16 protein-coding genes and 1 riboswitch are annotated in these 16,004 nt (G+C 40.0%); of the genes, 12 read left to right on the top strand and 4 right to left on the bottom strand.

Features of this window, described 5'->3' with window-relative positions:
* Positions 1 to 106: 106 nt before the first annotated feature.
* The gene (locus ACUW85_RS01160) at positions 107 to 880 is read left to right on the top strand and encodes a CHAD domain-containing protein (RefSeq protein WP_182022949.1); all 774 of its coding nucleotides are present in this window, start codon (positions 107 to 109) and stop codon (positions 878 to 880) included.
* 248 nt (positions 881 to 1,128) lie between these two features.
* Here ACUW85_RS01160 and ACUW85_RS01155 read toward each other — a convergent pair whose 3' ends face one another.
* Positions 1,129 to 1,887, bottom strand: coding sequence for an amino acid ABC transporter ATP-binding protein (locus ACUW85_RS01155; protein WP_059134088.1), 759 nt, complete (start codon positions 1,885 to 1,887; stop codon positions 1,129 to 1,131).
* 12 nt (positions 1,888 to 1,899) lie between these two features.
* The gene (locus ACUW85_RS01150; protein WP_016896979.1) at positions 1,900 to 3,567 is read right to left on the bottom strand and encodes an ABC transporter permease subunit; all 1,668 of its coding nucleotides are present in this window, start codon (positions 3,565 to 3,567) and stop codon (positions 1,900 to 1,902) included.
* 103 nt (positions 3,568 to 3,670) lie between these two features.
* Positions 3,671 to 3,834, bottom strand: a riboswitch (Lysine riboswitch).
* Positions 3,835 to 4,097: 263 nt separating this feature from the next.
* On the opposite strand from ACUW85_RS01150, the gene ACUW85_RS01145 reads away from it, so the two are divergent.
* The 4 genes from ACUW85_RS01145 (at position 4,098) to trxA (ending at position 8,168) form a co-directional block, all read left to right on the top strand.
* Entirely contained in the window at positions 4,098 to 4,661 is a 564-nt protein-coding gene (locus tag ACUW85_RS01145) for a cell division protein ZapA (RefSeq protein ID WP_182022950.1), read from the top strand.
* Between the two features lie 39 nt (positions 4,662 to 4,700).
* Entirely contained in the window at positions 4,701 to 5,258 is a 558-nt protein-coding gene (locus ACUW85_RS01140) for a CvpA family protein (RefSeq protein WP_182022951.1), read from the top strand.
* 135 nt (positions 5,259 to 5,393) lie between these two features.
* Positions 5,394 to 7,775 carry an endonuclease MutS2 gene (locus ACUW85_RS01135; RefSeq protein WP_182022952.1) on the top strand — a complete coding sequence of 794 codons (2,382 nt, stop codon included), beginning with the start codon at positions 5,394 to 5,396 and terminating at the stop codon, positions 7,773 to 7,775.
* A gap of 81 nt (positions 7,776 to 7,856) precedes the next feature.
* On the top strand, positions 7,857 to 8,168 hold the full coding sequence (gene trxA / locus ACUW85_RS01130) for a thioredoxin (protein WP_016896983.1): 312 nt from the start codon (positions 7,857 to 7,859) through the stop codon (positions 8,166 to 8,168).
* A gap of 120 nt (positions 8,169 to 8,288) precedes the next feature.
* Here the strand turns inward: trxA and mgsA are convergent, their stop codons facing one another.
* Positions 8,289 to 8,753 carry a methylglyoxal synthase gene (gene mgsA / locus ACUW85_RS01125; protein WP_182022953.1) on the bottom strand — a complete coding sequence of 155 codons (465 nt, stop codon included), beginning with the start codon at positions 8,751 to 8,753 and terminating at the stop codon, positions 8,289 to 8,291.
* 185 nt (positions 8,754 to 8,938) lie between these two features.
* Here mgsA and racE point away from each other — a divergent pair, with 185 nt between their 5' ends.
* From racE to ACUW85_RS01110, 3 genes are read left to right on the top strand one after another with little or no spacing between them, the layout of a single operon-like run.
* Positions 8,939 to 9,775 (top strand): glutamate racemase, encoded by an 837-nt coding sequence (racE, locus tag ACUW85_RS01120; protein WP_149255741.1) that lies wholly within the window; start codon positions 8,939 to 8,941, stop codon positions 9,773 to 9,775.
* 7 nt (positions 9,776 to 9,782) lie between these two features.
* Positions 9,783 to 10,409, top strand: coding sequence for an XTP/dITP diphosphatase (locus ACUW85_RS01115; protein ID WP_182022954.1), 627 nt, complete (start codon positions 9,783 to 9,785; stop codon positions 10,407 to 10,409).
* Complete coding sequence (locus ACUW85_RS01110) at positions 10,387 to 10,881, top strand: YfcE family phosphodiesterase (protein WP_182022955.1); 495 nt, start codon at positions 10,387 to 10,389, stop codon at positions 10,879 to 10,881. The genes ACUW85_RS01115 and ACUW85_RS01110 overlap by 23 nt, the downstream gene beginning before the upstream one ends.
* Before the next feature lie 78 nt (positions 10,882 to 10,959).
* Here the strand turns inward: ACUW85_RS01110 and ACUW85_RS01105 are convergent, their stop codons facing one another.
* Positions 10,960 to 11,826 (bottom strand): mechanosensitive ion channel family protein, encoded by an 867-nt coding sequence (locus ACUW85_RS01105; RefSeq protein WP_259345318.1) that lies wholly within the window; start codon positions 11,824 to 11,826, stop codon positions 10,960 to 10,962.
* Positions 11,827 to 12,049: 223 nt separating this feature from the next.
* Between ACUW85_RS01105 and ACUW85_RS01100 the strand changes: the two genes are divergently transcribed.
* The 4 genes from ACUW85_RS01100 (at position 12,050) to ACUW85_RS01085 (ending at position 15,887) form a co-directional block, all read left to right on the top strand.
* Entirely contained in the window at positions 12,050 to 12,592 is a 543-nt protein-coding gene (locus tag ACUW85_RS01100; protein WP_026466183.1) for a DUF948 domain-containing protein, read from the top strand.
* 36 nt (positions 12,593 to 12,628) lie between these two features.
* Entirely contained in the window at positions 12,629 to 13,132 is a 504-nt protein-coding gene (locus ACUW85_RS01095; protein WP_069285512.1) for a YtxH domain-containing protein, read from the top strand.
* A 276-nt stretch (positions 13,133 to 13,408) separates the two neighbouring features.
* Positions 13,409 to 14,410 (top strand): catabolite control protein A, encoded by a 1,002-nt coding sequence (gene ccpA, locus ACUW85_RS01090; protein WP_059348803.1) that lies wholly within the window; start codon positions 13,409 to 13,411, stop codon positions 14,408 to 14,410.
* Between the two features lie 112 nt (positions 14,411 to 14,522).
* Positions 14,523 to 15,887, top strand: a complete 1,365-nt coding sequence (locus ACUW85_RS01085; RefSeq protein ID WP_182022957.1) for a CapA family protein — start codon at positions 14,523 to 14,525, stop codon at positions 15,885 to 15,887.
* Positions 15,888 to 16,004 lie beyond the last annotated feature (117 nt).

The raw sequence follows: 16,004 nt of genomic DNA, 5'->3' as shown, positions 1-16,004 counted from the left end.
AGGCACTTCCTTTTGTGGGGAGTGCCTGTTTCGTTTTACGGATAATAATTTATTTTGTATAATGAACTTATAAGAAAACGAATTTCTAGGGAAGGGAGTGATTTGAATGAATAAACGGCATGAAGTATTTGAACAGCAGATAAATAAGGTGTCGGACTTATATCTAGATTATCAGAACAACCCATTTTCCGATGAACTAGTCCACGATTTGCGTGTTTCAATTCGAGAATTACGTGGTCTACTTAACTTTATAAAAAAACGTATGGACAAAGACCATTATAACAAGTTGAACCAGCAATTGGGTGCAGCAGCGCGCGTATTTGGGCCCCTTCGTGAATTGGATGTGCTTTATGAATATTGCGAAGATTATGCAGTAAATCATCCTGAAACCAGCGAGGCTTATTACCAGCTGTTTAACACCTTCGTTAAAGAACGTCGGATAGAAATGAACCGGACTTTTAATAAGGGCAATAGCGCCACCATTCAGCAGGCTATTGAGGATGCGAAAGAAATCCTTGAACTCGACCTATTTAAAAATAAGAAAGACTGGAAAAAGTATACGCTTAAGCGCCTGAAAAAGAAGGATAAAAAATTGCGATACGCCTTTAAGACAGTGGATATTTCTGACTACGAGGTAGTCCACGAAATTAGAAAGAGTGCCAAGAAGGTGCGGTATGCTGCCACTTACTTCGACGATACGGTTTCTAAAGACTTAAACCAATACAGAAAAGACGCCAAGGCCATTCAATCTGAATTCGGTGAAATTACAGATGCGCATGTCAATTATGATTTACTGACAGCATACAAAGATAAAGTGAAGGATGAAAATGTGCGTGATTTATTAAATCAAATTCGCGATAATATCGAAAGCGCGGAATAGATTTAAGAATAAGATAATACACAAAAAGCAGTTGGATTTTCCAACTGCTTTTTGTGATTTTTTGCTATTTGAAAGTATGTAGCGCCTTGCACCCTCATTCAAAATCGGGATCGAGCGACTCGCACCTTACATAGTCGAATTTAAAATGTCAGACTTCGCTGACATATCACCAAATCCTTCAATATCTTTCAGATCTCGTAGGATTGGTTACAGTACGGCTAGTCTAGGCGACATTTTTACCATCCTATTTAAAATCTTTCGTTTGCGTATCTTGTCAAGAAGGCTTTTGTTCTTTCTTGTTTCGGGGTATCGATGACCTCTTTGGCTGGACCTTGTTCGACGATGACACCTTTGTCCATGAAGACGATATTGGTTGATACGTCACGGGCGAAGGCCATTTCGTGGGTTACAACGATCATTGTTAGACCTTCTGTTGCTAATTGGGTCATTGTTTCCAATACTTCCCCAACCATTTCTGGGTCAAGGGCAGATGTAGGCTCATCGAATAGTAAGACTTCTGGGTCCATTGAAAGGGCACGGGCAATCGCGACACGCTGTTGTTGTCCACCAGATAGTTGCTCAGGGCGGGCGTCACGGTAAGGTGCCATACCGACTTTTTCAAGGTTCTTAAGGGCAACTGCTTCTGCTTCAGCCTGACTACGACCTAAGATTTTACGTTGGCCAACTGTACAGTTTTCTAGGGCTGTACAGTTTTTAAATAGGTTGAATGATTGGAATACCATACCAACTTGGGTACGGTATTTATTAATGTTCATTTTCTTCCCGTTTAAAATCGATTGGCCGTGGTATAAAATGTCGCCGCCAGTTGGTTCTTCAAGTAGGTTTAAGCAACGTAGTAGGGTAGATTTACCTGATCCAGATGAACCAATAATAGAGGTTACTTGTCCTGGGCGTACTTGGAAGTCGATATCACGTAGGACCAAGTTTTCCCCAAAACGTTTTTCTAAATGTTGTACATTTAAGATTAATTGATCTTGGTTTTGCATGTCATTTTCCTCCTATTGTTCTCTTTGACCGTTGATTACTGTATTCGTGCTAGATTCATAGACATGGTAAGTCTTTTTGCCTGCCATACGATTTTCGATAAAATTCAAGACACGAGTTGTTGTAAAAGTTAAGACAAAGTAGATAATCGCTGTAATTAGGAATGTTTGGAAGGTTAGGTAAGTTGAACCTGCAGCTGATTTCGTTACAAAGAATAACTCAGTTACTGCGATAACATTCAATACAGAAGTATCTTTAATATTGATTACAAATTCGTTACCTAAAGCAGGTAAGATTGACCGAATAGCTTGTGGCAAAACGATTGTCGTCATTGTTTGGTAGTGGTTCATACCAATGGCACGAGCGGCCTCAGTTTGGCCTTTATCCACTGAGGTAATCCCACCACGGATCACTTCGGCAAGATAAGCACCAGTATTAATCGACACAATTAGTAAGGCTGCAAACATAGTAGACATTTGGAAATTGAAGAATAGTCTTGAACCATAGAAAATCATCATAGCTTGTACCATCATTGGTGTACCACGGAAGATTTCAATGTAGGCAGCAATCACAAAGTCGAATAATTTATAGAAGAAGTAGGCAACTGGTTTTTGATCGCGACGAACGATTAATGAACGGTAGATAGCAATCAATAAACCAATGACAAATCCCATAATTGTCGAGCTTAACGCGATAAACATAGTGTTACCAGCACCAGTTAGGAATTGGGAACCGTAAGTATCCCAAATGCCCGCAACTTCAGACCAGAAACCAGCACTTTCACCGCGCTCGTTCAAGTTCACCATATCTTCCATTAATTGGTCACGGTCAGCGGTTGGAATAGTTGCTAAGGCTTGGTTCATAATGTCTGTTAATGGAGAATCTTTTCTGGTTGCAACAGCAATATCAGAAGTGACTTCACCTAAGTTAAAGCCTTGGCCCTCAGCAAACTCAACGTATGTTAAGTCAGGGTTAGCAGCTACAGCAGCCATGGCACCTGGTTTTTCAGATACATAGGCGTCAACTGAACCAGCAGTTAAAGCTGTAATCATCGTTGGGAATGAATCTAAGGCAGTGGCTTGGGTTACGTCAGTAATTTGCGGAATTAAATCATAATGGAATGTATTTAATTGACCAGTAACAGTTGTGCCAGCGAAATCTTCTAGAGATTTAGCATCTGCGTATTCACTGTCAGCCATAGTCACAAGAACGATATCTGAAGAATAGTAAGAATTTGAGAAGTCCATTTGTTGTAGACGTTCTGGTGTTGGTGACATACCGGCAATAATCACGTCTATCATGCCAGATTCAAGTGCGGGTGGTAGACCGTCCCACTCTAACTTAACAATTTCAAGTTCTAAACCTAGTGAATCAGCTAGACGTTTAGCGATTTGTACGTCATAACCGTTTGCATATTCACCGTCAGAGTTTGAAATAGGGACTGCACCGTCCGCGTCAGATGTTTGCGACCAGTTGAAGGGCGCATAGTTGGCTTCCATCCCAACTCGTAGGACGCCTTCTGTGTCTAAACCTTCAGCTAATGCTTCTTGGTCAACCTCAATTGTTGTGCCGACCTCACTCGCTTCAACAAAAGCGGATGTTGGGCCAACGATGGCAAATACGATGGTCAAAATAGCAATCAAAGCTTTTTGCCAAGTGTTACTTACTTGATGATTTTTCATAATAATACCTCCCGAAAATAATAAAAAGCCTCTACAGCAATAAATTGCAATAGAGGCTTCCCTTTGTACGCAGTTAGACTATGACTAGTCTTTCAGTCGTCACTCCTAGGATAGCGCATCACTTGGTTAAGTGACAGTCATAAACATTTTTTGTTTATGCCCAATACTTTAACTTGGGGTTAAAATATTTCGGCGAATATTCCTTTCCATACTTTCAACGCTCCCGCTCGGGTATGTACTGATAAGCTCCGCACCTCTATCTCAATATATCGTATCTCATCATACACGAAGAATAATGACTTGTCATGAAAATCTGATTAAATCTTTCATGATAGCTTAAAATCATTGCAATTTTTCTATCTTTTTTGATCATTAAAAGCAGATAGTGGCTAGGTCTAGCCATTATTCGGGATAAATGGTAAAATATCTAAGATTATGAAAGCTAGGTGGAACGAAAGTCGTTAAGACGCGACCTTTCTATTGCATCTATAAACATTTAACGCACAGTAAAAAAAGTTGGAGTGACAAATATGTCGAATGAAGAAAAAAACAGAGTAATAGCGAAATTGGGCTATCACAAATTCACCATCAAGAGTCATAAAACAAGTGAACATATTCAACAAGTGAGCCGTGATATCAACCAATTACTTGCTGATATCAGTAAAAAGAATCCCAATATGTCAATGGAAGAGATGGCTTTATTAGTAGCGTTAAACATCCAATCTGATAATGTGGATTTACAAGCACAAATGGCTGTAAAATCTAAAGAAAATGCCGATTTAATGGTCCGTGTAAAATCAATGGAGCAAACCATGGGCACGTTGGTGAAAGAAATTGCTGAAATAGAAAAAGAAAAGATGCGTGAAGCACAAGAAAAAACGCAACCGCAAACACCATCAAAAGCCAAGACGAACCAGGGACATGCTAAGGCGCTAGCTAAAAGACCAGCGCAAACAAAAGCAAGTGGAAAACAAACACTGACACAGGCTGACCTAGATAAAGAAATTCCTGAAATTAGCCAACCAAGTTTGAAGTCTAGTGTGAACACAGCCTCAAAACAATTGGGTCGTTTGCGTCAAACACCAAGATCATAGGCTATTGATAGAAAATATGGATACCAACGGGAGGAAAGCATGACAAGTTTTTTGATTTTATTATTTTTTACACTTAGTATAGGCGTTGGTGTCTATCGAGGGGCTATACTGCAAGGCATTCATTCTATAGGCCTATTAGTCGCGTATTTGTTTGCCGTTTTGTTCTATCAAAATCTAGTTGACCTTGTAACCTTATGGGTGCCTTATGTAGGTTTTGATATTGAAAATACCTTTGTCTATTATCCAGTAGCTTTATTACAAAATATGGATATCATTTACTTTAGATTAGTTGCCTTGTTAGCAATTATCTTGCTTGTCTGGATTGTTACTAAATTAATTGCTTTTGGCTTAAGAGACTTAAAATTTAAAGAAATGGATATTCAATGGAACGGCATTTTGGGCGGCCTATTTGGCTTCTTCTCAGCTTGGTTCTGGTCATTCTTTATTTTGATGTTTATGTCAGTTTTAACCTTTGAAGGGGTGCAAACAGCCTTATCCAATTCTTCAGTCGCCGACTTCATTATCTTGAATACCCCAATTTTATCTGGTCAAGTATTCAATATCCTACTACAAGGACTAGGCAACTTACCATTTTAACAACGTGCAAATATATGCCTTTGCGCACTGCGCAATTATGGCAATTCATATGGCTGTGATAATTGATCACGGCCTATTTCCTACTTAAGACGCCTTTTATATTCATTACTGATAACAATCGAAGGAGGACACATTTTGAATCCTAAAATATTTCAAACCTTAGAATTTGAGAAAATACAACAACAAGTAGCAAAAGAAACCCGAACTGAAATCGGAAAAATCCAAGCTTTAAATTTAAAACCCAGTGCAGAAGCGGAAGAAATCGAGCAAGCCTTACAAAGTGTTGACGATTTAAAACGCTTGTTTGAATTAGACAAACGGATCCCAGTCAGCCAACTAATCAACGTAAAACCATTCTTAAAACGATTGGATATTGGTGCCGACTTAAACGGGAAAGAATTGGCTGCAGTAGGCCGGGTCTTACGGGCATCTGGTGAAGTTTCTACCTTCTTTAGCAAACTAAAAGAAGCAAAAGTAGAATTAATGCAATTGTATGAAATTGCAGATGACTTTATTGACATGCGGGATTTGATGCGTAAGATGCAAAATGCAATTGCAGATGATGGGTCAGTTTATGACAATGCCTCGTCAACTTTACATGGCTTAAGACAAGGAATCAAACGCGAAGAAGCGGGTATCCGTGTCAAACTAGACCAAATAATCCGGTCTAATAAGGCTTCTTATTTAAGTGAGGCCATCATCACCATCCGGAACAACCGCTTTGTAATTCCGGTTAAACAAGAATACCGTAACGCTTTTGGTGGGGTAGTTCATGACCAATCGTCATCAGGACAAACATTGTACATTGAACCGCAAACAGTTTTAGATGCAAATAACCACTTGCGGTCCCTGCAAGTCCAAGAAGACGAGGAGATTAGACGGATTTTCCAAGAGTTATCTACAGAATTAGCCCCTTATACCAGTGAAATTGCTGAAAACAATCAACGTCTTGGGGATATAGACTTGATTCAAGCTAAATTCTTCTATGCCCGTGAAATTGGGGCCAACCGACCGATTTTAGCAAATGGATCTGAACGCATTGACCTAAAAGAGGCGAGACATCCTTTATTAGACCGCAAAACAGTTGTCGCTAACGATATTCATTTTAGCCATGAATATAATATGATCGTCATTACCGGGCCAAACACCGGTGGTAAAACCATTACCTTGAAAACAGTCGGTCTACTGCAATTAATGGCTCAATCAGGCTTATATATTACTGCCAAGGCAGATTCTCGGGTAGAAATCTTCAAAGAAATATTTGCGGATATTGGTGACGAGCAGTCCATTGAACAAAGTTTATCCACCTTCTCAGGACATATGACGAATATTATCCGTATTGTTGAGGCTGCAGATGAACATTCGCTAGTTTTAATCGATGAGTTGGGTTCTGGTACCGACCCTCAAGAAGGGGCAGCCATCGCCATCGCGGTACTAAACCGTTTTGCCTTCCTAAACGCCCGCGTATTGGCCACTACCCACTATCCGGAACTGAAAACGTACGCTTACGACCATCCTGGGGCCATTAATGCCTCGATGGAATTTAACGAAATCACCTTGGAACCAACCTATCAATTGCTGATTGGGGTGCCAGGTCGCTCTAACGCCTTTGATATCTCCCAACGACTAGGTTTACCAGTTGAAATGGTGGATGAAGCACGTTCTTATATCCAGGAAGATAGCCAAAATCTCAACGAAATGTTGCTTGATTTAGAAGCCCAACGTCACGAATACGAAGACTTATCAGCCGAAGCCGCCAAAGACTTAGCCGATGCTGAAAATCTTTTAAATGATTTGAAAAAGGCACAAGCTAGACTAGAAGCCGACAAACAAACCTATATGAACCGGGCCCGTAAAGAAGCCAATCAATTGGTAGAAGACACCAAGGCAAAAGCCGATGCCATTCTGGCGGAGATCCGGGAGTGGCAAATCAACCATCCAACCATTGGTAATATCAAAGAACATGAGATGATTGATCGTCAAAGCGCCTTGTCTAACTTAACGCAAGAGGAACAGCTAAAGAAAAACAAAATCCTTCAAAAAGCCAAGAAAAATAAAGAGCGAAAAGCCAGCTTTGAAGTGGGCGATGAAGTGAATGTTCTAACCTACGGGCAACGTGGTACCTTGGTTGAGAAACGTGAAAAGGACTGGGTTGTTCAGATGGGTATGCTGAAGATGGAAGTGGCTGAAAAAGATTTAACTTTAGTTGATGAGAAACCGAAGAAAGAGAAAAATCATCGGGCTGGACTCAAAGCAAGTAAGGCTAAATCAGTCAATACGAGTCTAGATTTACGTGGTGAACGGTATGAGGAAGCCATGATTCGACTAAACAATTTTATCGATTCGGCCTTATTAGCCGGGCATGGTCAGGTCACCATTATCCATGGTCACGGCACAGGTGCCTTAAGACTGGGTGTTCAAAAGGCCTTGAAGAACCATCCACGGGTTGAATCCTTTGAATTCGCACCTTATAACATGGGTGGTAATGGGGCGACAATCGCTAAATTTAAAGGCTAAATTGGTAAAAAGCAGATAAATGTTCAAATTGGTCAGACAATGCTATAATGATGAAGAATAAAAATGAGAGGGGTAATATAAATGGTTAAAGCTATTACAGATGCAGAATTTAAAAATGAGACTGAAGAAGGCGTTGTATTAATTGACTTTTGGGCTACTTGGTGTGGTCCTTGTCGTATGCAATCACCAATCGTTGAAACTTTAGATGATGAAATGGGTGACCAAGTTAAGTTCACCAAAATGGATGTGGATGATAATCCAGAAACAGCACGTGAATTTGGTATTATGTCCATCCCAACATTAATGATCAAGAAAGACGGTCAAGTTGTTGAGCAATTAGTTGGTTATACGCCAAAAGAAAATCTAGAGCAAGTATTAAACCAATACTTATAATCTAAAATAAAGAAAGCGGCCGGGAAAATTCTCGACCGCTTTCTTTATTTGCTTAAGTCTATTGTTACAGGGCAAACTTTACTCATCAGTCCTATTTGACGAAGAGCCCTATTTTCAAATTTACTCGACCAATTTACGGCCTTCGTTGCCTCTTTCGATATTTTCTAAGATGTCTTGGTTTAAGAAGCCATCGTCGTATTGTTTACGCCAGTCCATAAAGCCTTCATCTAACCCGCGAATAAGGACTTCTGCGGTACCGATATTGGTTGCTAGTGGGATGTTATACACGTCACATAAACGGATCAGGGCAGTCACATCTGGTTCGTGGGGCATAGCTGCTAATGGATCACGCATAAAGATAACTAAGTCCATGGCGTTTTGTGAGATAGCCGCACCGACTTGTTGGTCACCACCAAGTGGGCCTGATTTAAAGCGGTGAACGTCTAAACCAGTGGCTTCGATAATACGTAAACCAGTTGTCCCTGTAGCAAATAATTCATGTTTTTCAAGAATGAACTTGTAGGCAGTTGCAAAGGACACCATCATATCTTTTTTTGAATCATGGGCAATAAGAGCAATTTTCATATAGCATATCCTCCAGTTCGTATCGGCAATTTGATTTTCAAACGAGACATTGACCTTTTTCATTAAATTACGTTTAATAATTGCGAATGGGTGAAGTGAATCGTCTTCTTCTGTTATAATTGTATCATAGATTTTAAATTGTTCATTGCGATTTTTGAACGATTTGTTTGACGGAGGAGGTTAACATGAACAGACCTATCGGATTCTTAGATTCTGGTGTAGGTGGCTTAACGGTAGTGAAAGAAGCTATGCGACAATTGCCCAATGAATCGATTATCTATATTGGTGACAATGCACGTTGTCCTTATGGGCCAAGAAGTGTAGAAGAAATAGCGACTTTTACTAATCAAATGGTCGATTTTCTTTTAACCAAAGATATTAAATTATTGGTCATTGCCTGTAATACAGCGACTGCGGTTGCCTTGGATGAAATTAAACAGCGGTTGTCTATTCCAGTTATCGGGGTGATTCAACCGGGTGCAAGAGCAGCCAATAAATACACAAAAAATGGCAAAATTGGTGTTTTAGGTACTGAAGGGACCATTAAAAGTGGCATGTACCTTGAAAATTTACTACAAAAAAATAAAGACTTGAACATGACTTCATTAGCTTGTCCAGCCCTTGTCCCACTGGTAGAAAGCCAACAATATGCCACACCTTTAGCCAAAAAGGTGATAGCGGAAACTTTAGCACCAATTAAAAATAAGGGGTTGGATACTGTTATTCTAGGTTGTACCCACTATCCTTTACTGAGAGATACCATTCAAAAAACCTTGGGACATACGGTCAAACTTGTTGATTCTGGCCAAGAAACCATTTCAGACGTATCCATCCTTTTGGATTACAACGACATTGCCAAATTGTCGGATGATCCATCACCAAGAGTGACTGAATTTTACACCACCGGCTCACCAGAACTATTTAAGGAGATTGCGGACGACTGGTTGGATCAACCAATTGAAGTAGACCGTGTCACTATCGAAACACTTGAAGCAATTCAAAAACAGATGAAAGAAGGCTAACATTTATATGAAGCAAGTAATGATCGCTACAGCCAACCAAGGTAAAGCCAAGGAATTCAAGCAATTATTTGATAAATACGGAATTGAAGTTAAAACCTTGCTAGATTTTCCTGACTATCCAGATATTCCAGAAACTGGGACTACTTTCATTGAAAATGCGACGATTAAAGCCACAACAGCCGCGAAAGACTTGCACATTCCAGTCATAGCGGACGATTCTGGTCTAGCCATTGACGCATTAGACGGAGCACCTGGCGTTTATTCAGCCCGTTACGCAGGCCCTGAGAAGTCAGATGCCAATAACCGGAAAAAGGCCTTAACCGAGCTTGCTGACGTACCTGACGCAGATAGAGGCGCGACTTTCCATACCTATCTAGTCGTTTCTGACGCACAAGGTCAAGTCATCAACCACTACCACGGCACTTTATCGGGTGTCATCTTACGTGAAGAGCGCGGGGAAAATGGCTTTGGCTATGATCCAATTTTTTACGTACCAAGTGAAGGGTTAACCACAGCTGAAATGTCAGCAGAAAAAAAAGATTCTTTAAGTCACCGAGGCAATGCCTTACGATTACTAGCCAAAGATTTACAAAGTGGGGAGTTGAACTTATATGAAGATTCTAATCACAAGTGATAACCACGGCGACCATGAAGCGCTGGTCAACCTAGTCTTAAAAGCAGGGGATGACATTGATTTATTTATCCACTGTGGTGACTCTGAGTTATCAGAAGACGATACCATTTGGGGAATTTTCCATACCGTAAGAGGGAACACTGACTATGGCAACTACAAGGACGCCATTAGTTTAAATACCCCTGAAGGGAAAATTGTTGTGACCCACGGCCATTTATATGGGGTAAAACAAAACTTGAAGAAATTGGTTGCCTTAGCGAAAGAAAATCAAGCGGATGTCATCATGTACGGCCATACTCATGTCATGGATGACCAAGAAATCGACGGGATTAAAATTATTAACCCAGGTTCAATCCGCATTCCAAAAGGTAACTACCCATACCCATCATTTGCTATTTTAGACTGGCAAGGTGACAATAAAGAAGTCACTTTCTACAATGCAGACTGGGAAATTATTACAGAAGTAGGTTAAAAATACAAAAAGAAACCGCACGGTCAAGTCCTGGTTTGGACACCAATCGTGCGGTTTTTGTATATGTGATTGTAATGATTATAGTTCTGCTCCTGAGTCATAAACAGGTTGTTTGTAGCCATTGCGTACAAGTAGGGCTGTAAGTTGTTCATAGTAGTGTGAACGAACTGCCATCTTATCGCTATCTCTAGTATTGAATACTACACGGTAGAATAAGCGGCCGACAGCGTCACGTTGGTAACCCCAAACTTCTGGTTCACCTAAAACCCGGTCATCAGAAGAAGCTAATGATAAACCATCTTTAATAACAGATTCGAATGAACCTAAATCAGAGTTTGGATCAATGTACAAGTCTACGTACATATGACGAGTGGTATTAGAAGAGTTGGTTACATTTTCGATGTTACGGTTAGGGACAAAGTGCCTTGAACCGTCATCTCCAGATAGAATAGTTGTCCGGATACCCGTTGAAATAATGGTACCTGATAAACCAGCGATTGTAACATAGTCTCCAACAGCAAATTGGTGTTCTAAAAGAATGAAAAAACCATTGACCACGTCAGTGATAAAGCCTTGTGCACCAAGACCTAAGGCTAGGGAAGCAACCCCGGCACCGGCTACTAGTGTGGCTACTGGTAAACCTAGAATGGCTAGAATAGAGTAACCTAATAGGAAATAGTAAGTATATTGAACAACGTTTTCCACTAATTTATGGATGGTTTTGCTCCGTTGGATAGACCCAACGTTGCGGTTTTCAATACGTTTAGCGTCCCGCTCAAAGTATACGTCAACAATACGGTCGACAATCTTTTTGACAACCCAAAAGATTAAAGCGGTGATTACCAGTTCAAAAATGGTAGAAATTAAGCTTGAGAGTAGACTGGCATAATCAATTGATTCGATATAAGTGCGCCACCATTGTCTAATTTGATCCAAATAAATCATCCTTTCAGCATTATCCTTATTCTTCATGGTATCGAATGATGAAATTATTGTAAAGCAATTTGCAAAAGGGTTAACCAATATTTAAGCTGTTGGATTTTTAAGCTTAAAATAAGTGCCTTATTTTTTGTAAAGCCCTCTCATGGTATGGTAAAATATTCTTATAGTTATATATTAAATATCTTATATTTAATGATATGAGAGATGGAGAAGGAGTGATTTTTACATGACCGGAGGCCAAATTGCGGGCTTAATCGCAGCAATAGCATTTGCGGCATTAGTGATCTACATTATTCTATTCTTACGTGAACTAACAAAGACCATGAAGGAAGTTACAGGTATTGTTAATGAAGCGAATGAAACAGTTAAAGTAGTCACCAAGGATGTGGATGCATTATCAATTGAGGTGCAAGGATTACTCAATAAGTCTAATGTTTTATTAGATGATGTGAATGGAAAAGTAGCTCAAGTGGACCCATTGTTCAAAGCAATCGGGGACGTCGGGGTAACTGTTTCAGACGTGAATGATTCTACACGTAACTTAGTCCTAAATATTACCAATACTGCCCAAACAAAGGTAGATGATATTAAGGATAAAACAACAGGTGCTACTGAAGCTGGTTCAGCTACAGTAACTGCTGATCAAGCAGTAAAACCTGGACAACCAACTGTGACTGGTATTCAAAAAGTGGGGCAATCAGCTAAAGCTTTATATCAAAAACGGCAAGTGCGCAAGGCACAAGAGAATTCACAATCTAAACCATATTAATCAATATTATTAATTGAAAGAAAGAGGGAAATATATATGTCTAGAAATACAGGTTCATTCTTATTAGGTGCAATCATCGGTGGTACTGCAGGTGCTGTAGCGGCATTATTATTTGCACCAAAATCAGGTCGCGAGTTCCGTGATGACTTAAATCAACAAGCAAACGTTCTTCGTGATACAGCTTTAGACTACGCTGATATCGTCACTGAAAAAGGTAACGTAATGTATCAAACTGCTAGCGACGCTGCACAAGATATCCGCGTGAACTTATCAGAATCTGCTGAAGTTTTAAAAGCGCAATTAAACGAAGCAACTACCGAAGCAACTAAACAATACCAAGTAGCTCGTGATGAAGTGGCAAGTGCTTATGCAGATGCCAAAAATACGACTACCCAAGCAACAGAAGATGCAAAAGCTGAAGTTGCGGAAGGTACTGAAGAAGCGAAAGTCGCTACTGATAAAGCAGCAGCTAAAGAACAACCACTTAAAGAAGACGCTGCAAAAGTGAAAAAACAAGTGGAAGAAGTTAAAGAAAAATAATTGCTGATTTAAACAAATGAAATAGGATTGTCTACAAGTATTTGAGATTTTGAAATACTTGTAGACAATTTTTGTTGTGTTTCATAAAAATCATGCAAATTTTGTACATTTTTATGAAAATGACTTGTTAAACAAGTCAAATACTGATAGAATATGAAAATGTGAATGAAAGCAGTCACCGTAACAAAGAAAACGTTTGCAAATATCACTTTTTAGTGCTATATTTGGCAATGTACGTATGAAAACAAATTAAAAAATTTTAAAGGAGCGATGAAGATGGAAAAACAAACTGTTACGATCTATGATGTTGCGCGTGAAGCACAAGTATCTATGGCTACAGTTTCTCGTGTTGTAAATGGTAACACGAATGTTAAACCTTCAACGCGTGCAAAAGTATTAGATGTAATTAAACGACTAGACTACCGTCCTAATGCGGTCGCACGTGGATTAGCAAGTAAAAAGACGACAACTGTTGGGGTATTATTACCAGATATCACGAATAATTTCTTTAGTGCTTTAGCTTTAGGGATTGATGATATTGCCTCAATGTACAAATACAACATTATTCTAGATAATGCAGATAATAAAAAAGAATCACAAGTTCTTTCTAATATTTTAGCAAAACAAGTAGATGGTGTTATCTACATGGGTCACCAATTATCTGACTCTGTTCGTGAAGAAATCAACCGTACAAACACACCGTTTGTATTAGCTGGTTTAAACGATGATAAAGGCGAAATTCCTTCTGTAAATATCGACTACACACAAGCTTTCTACGAAGCTGTTTCAGGTCTATTTGCACAAGGATACAAAAATATTGGTTTCCTAGCGGCTAAACCATACTTTAACAATAACCTAGACCGTTACAATGGTTACTTAAAAGCTTTAGAAGAAGCTGGTAAAGAATTGGACAAATCATTATTATTTGAAGTGCAAGACTCTCGTTTCAAAAACGGTGAAGACATTGCCCAACAAATCCGTGATTCAAAAGCTGACGGTATCGTTGTCGTTGGTGATGAGTTAGCGGTTAAAGTAACGAACCATATGGTGGATAATGGTGTGAAAGTACCAGAAGAATTCGCTATTGTGACGTCAAACAACACTTCCCTAACTGAAGTTGTTCGACCAACTTTAACGTCAATTGAACCACCTTTATATGATATTGGTGCCGTTTCAATGCGTATCTTAACAAAATTAATGAACAAAGAAGAAGAAATCGAAAACCATGTAACCTTACCACATAAATTTATTTTACGTGATTCAACTAAAGATGCATAAAGTGAGAAAGGCCCTCAAAGCGAAATGCTTTGAAGGTCTTTTTTTTACCTTGTTGTTTGAAAATTCTTCCATTATCATTAATGTAATGAATTGGGAGAGGTGTTGGATTTAGATGAAGAATAAGTTGAGCCAGGGTAACCGAATATTACTAATGATTATAGCCATTGGACTAGTCTGTCTAGTGGGCATTGCACTTGCCTACAAGGGGATTGTTTCACCAAGTAACGCCAATGAAAACGGGGATGAACAAGGGGGAAACGATACGCCAGCCATACAAGTGCCGTCCTTTTTATCAAATCTGCCGGCTAAGGAAACTGAAGACCAGTGGCAGGGTGAAGATGGGACTTTTGTCTTGCGGTCGGTTGGAGATGTTTTGATCCATTCGGAGGTGACAGCAACATCGGATACGACAGCGGAGGTGTTTGCGGATCAAACGGCTTCAATACAGGATGCGGGTGCTCTAACTGGAGACAATTTGATTGCCCATGGTTCAAATAATGGGGACATGGCGGTTGATCTAGGTGTTTCGGACTATAATTTTGACCCTATGGTTGCTAAAATTGCGCCATTTACATCTTATGCAGATTATACAGTGGCCAACCTGGAGATTCCTGCGGCCTATCCTAAATTGCCGGTGGCGACTTATCCGAATTTCAATATGCCTTCATCCATTCTTGGGTCTTTGAAGCGGGCTGGTATTGACGGTGTGTCAACTGCGACCAACCATACGCTGGACCAGTTTGCGGACGGAGCTAACATCACTATGGACTATCTGGATGAAGCTGGGCTCATGTATTACGGGGCTTTTCGTAGTCAAGAAGACCATGACACGGCAAGGATTGTCGAGAAAAATGGGATTAAGTTGGGCTTTCTGGCTTATACTTATGGGACCAACGGCATGGTTCCGCCCGAAGATGAGCCGTGGGTGGTTAACTATGCGGATTTACCAGTGATGCTTGAAGAAGTGGCGGCATTGAATGACCAAGTGGATGCGGTTGTTGTGTCATTACATTTGGGGACTGAATACGGGACGTTGCCGGATGATGAACAAATCGCTGTGACCCAGGCCTTGGCCGATGCTGGTGTAAAATTGGTGATTGGTGGACACCCACATGATTTACAGCCAGTGAATTGGTTGAATGACAAGGATACCTATGTGATTTATTCGCAAGCGTCATTTATGACTGGTCAAGTTGCGGATGATAATAAACTTGGGGGCATTCATGAGGTGACTTTTACCCGTGACGAAAACGGTGAAGTACAAGTGAGCGTCGGGAAATTCATGCCAACTTATTTTTCAGGGACAGCTCACGAGACTTCATACGAAAGTGTTCCACTAGCGGATTATAAGGGGCAAGATAATGATCAAGCGGCTTGGGTTGAAACCATTCATGACAGGATGATGACTTATACAGAAGAATTTACCTATGCGGATTATTTGGAGACTGCCTGGACAGAGGGCGTTGACTACGAATAATAGCAGTAGGTAGGAGCATGCTAAGAAGCGTGGGATTTACAATGCCTTTACTAAAAAGACTTTTGTAAAATGCAATAAGGGATTGATTTTGTATCGAATTCCCCTTAAAATGTCAGC

It is taken from the genome of Aerococcus sp. 150760013-2, from assembly GCF_053627715.1.
The sequence above is the reverse complement of the archived record's forward strand: the minus strand, read 5'-3'. Positions and strand labels throughout refer to the sequence as shown.

Excerpts from the sequence above, each read along its gene's own strand:
- ACUW85_RS01160 (WP_182022949.1), top strand. The coding sequence starts at position 107 with ATGAATAAACGGCATGAAGTATTTGAACAGCAGATAAATAAGGTGTCG.
- ACUW85_RS01155 (WP_059134088.1), bottom strand. The coding sequence starts at position 1,887 with ATGCAAAACCAAGATCAATTAATCTTAAATGTACAACATTTAGAAAAA.
- ACUW85_RS01150 (WP_016896979.1), bottom strand. The coding sequence starts at position 3,567 with ATGAAAAATCATCAAGTAAGTAACACTTGGCAAAAAGCTTTGATTGCT.
- ACUW85_RS01145 (WP_182022950.1), top strand. The coding sequence starts at position 4,098 with ATGTCGAATGAAGAAAAAAACAGAGTAATAGCGAAATTGGGCTATCAC.
- ACUW85_RS01140 (WP_182022951.1), top strand. The coding sequence starts at position 4,701 with ATGACAAGTTTTTTGATTTTATTATTTTTTACACTTAGTATAGGCGTT.
- trxA (WP_016896983.1), top strand. The coding sequence starts at position 7,857 with ATGGTTAAAGCTATTACAGATGCAGAATTTAAAAATGAGACTGAAGAA.
- mgsA (WP_182022953.1), bottom strand. The coding sequence starts at position 8,753 with ATGAAAATTGCTCTTATTGCCCATGATTCAAAAAAAGATATGATGGTG.
- racE (WP_149255741.1), top strand. The coding sequence starts at position 8,939 with ATGAACAGACCTATCGGATTCTTAGATTCTGGTGTAGGTGGCTTAACG.
- ACUW85_RS01115 (WP_182022954.1), top strand. The coding sequence starts at position 9,783 with ATGAAGCAAGTAATGATCGCTACAGCCAACCAAGGTAAAGCCAAGGAA.
- ACUW85_RS01110 (WP_182022955.1), top strand. The coding sequence starts at position 10,387 with ATGAAGATTCTAATCACAAGTGATAACCACGGCGACCATGAAGCGCTG.
- ACUW85_RS01105 (WP_259345318.1), bottom strand. The coding sequence starts at position 11,826 with ATGATTTATTTGGATCAAATTAGACAATGGTGGCGCACTTATATCGAA.
- ACUW85_RS01100 (WP_026466183.1), top strand. The coding sequence starts at position 12,050 with ATGACCGGAGGCCAAATTGCGGGCTTAATCGCAGCAATAGCATTTGCG.
- ACUW85_RS01095 (WP_069285512.1), top strand. The coding sequence starts at position 12,629 with ATGTCTAGAAATACAGGTTCATTCTTATTAGGTGCAATCATCGGTGGT.
- ccpA (WP_059348803.1), top strand. The coding sequence starts at position 13,409 with ATGGAAAAACAAACTGTTACGATCTATGATGTTGCGCGTGAAGCACAA.
- ACUW85_RS01085 (WP_182022957.1), top strand. The coding sequence starts at position 14,523 with ATGAAGAATAAGTTGAGCCAGGGTAACCGAATATTACTAATGATTATA.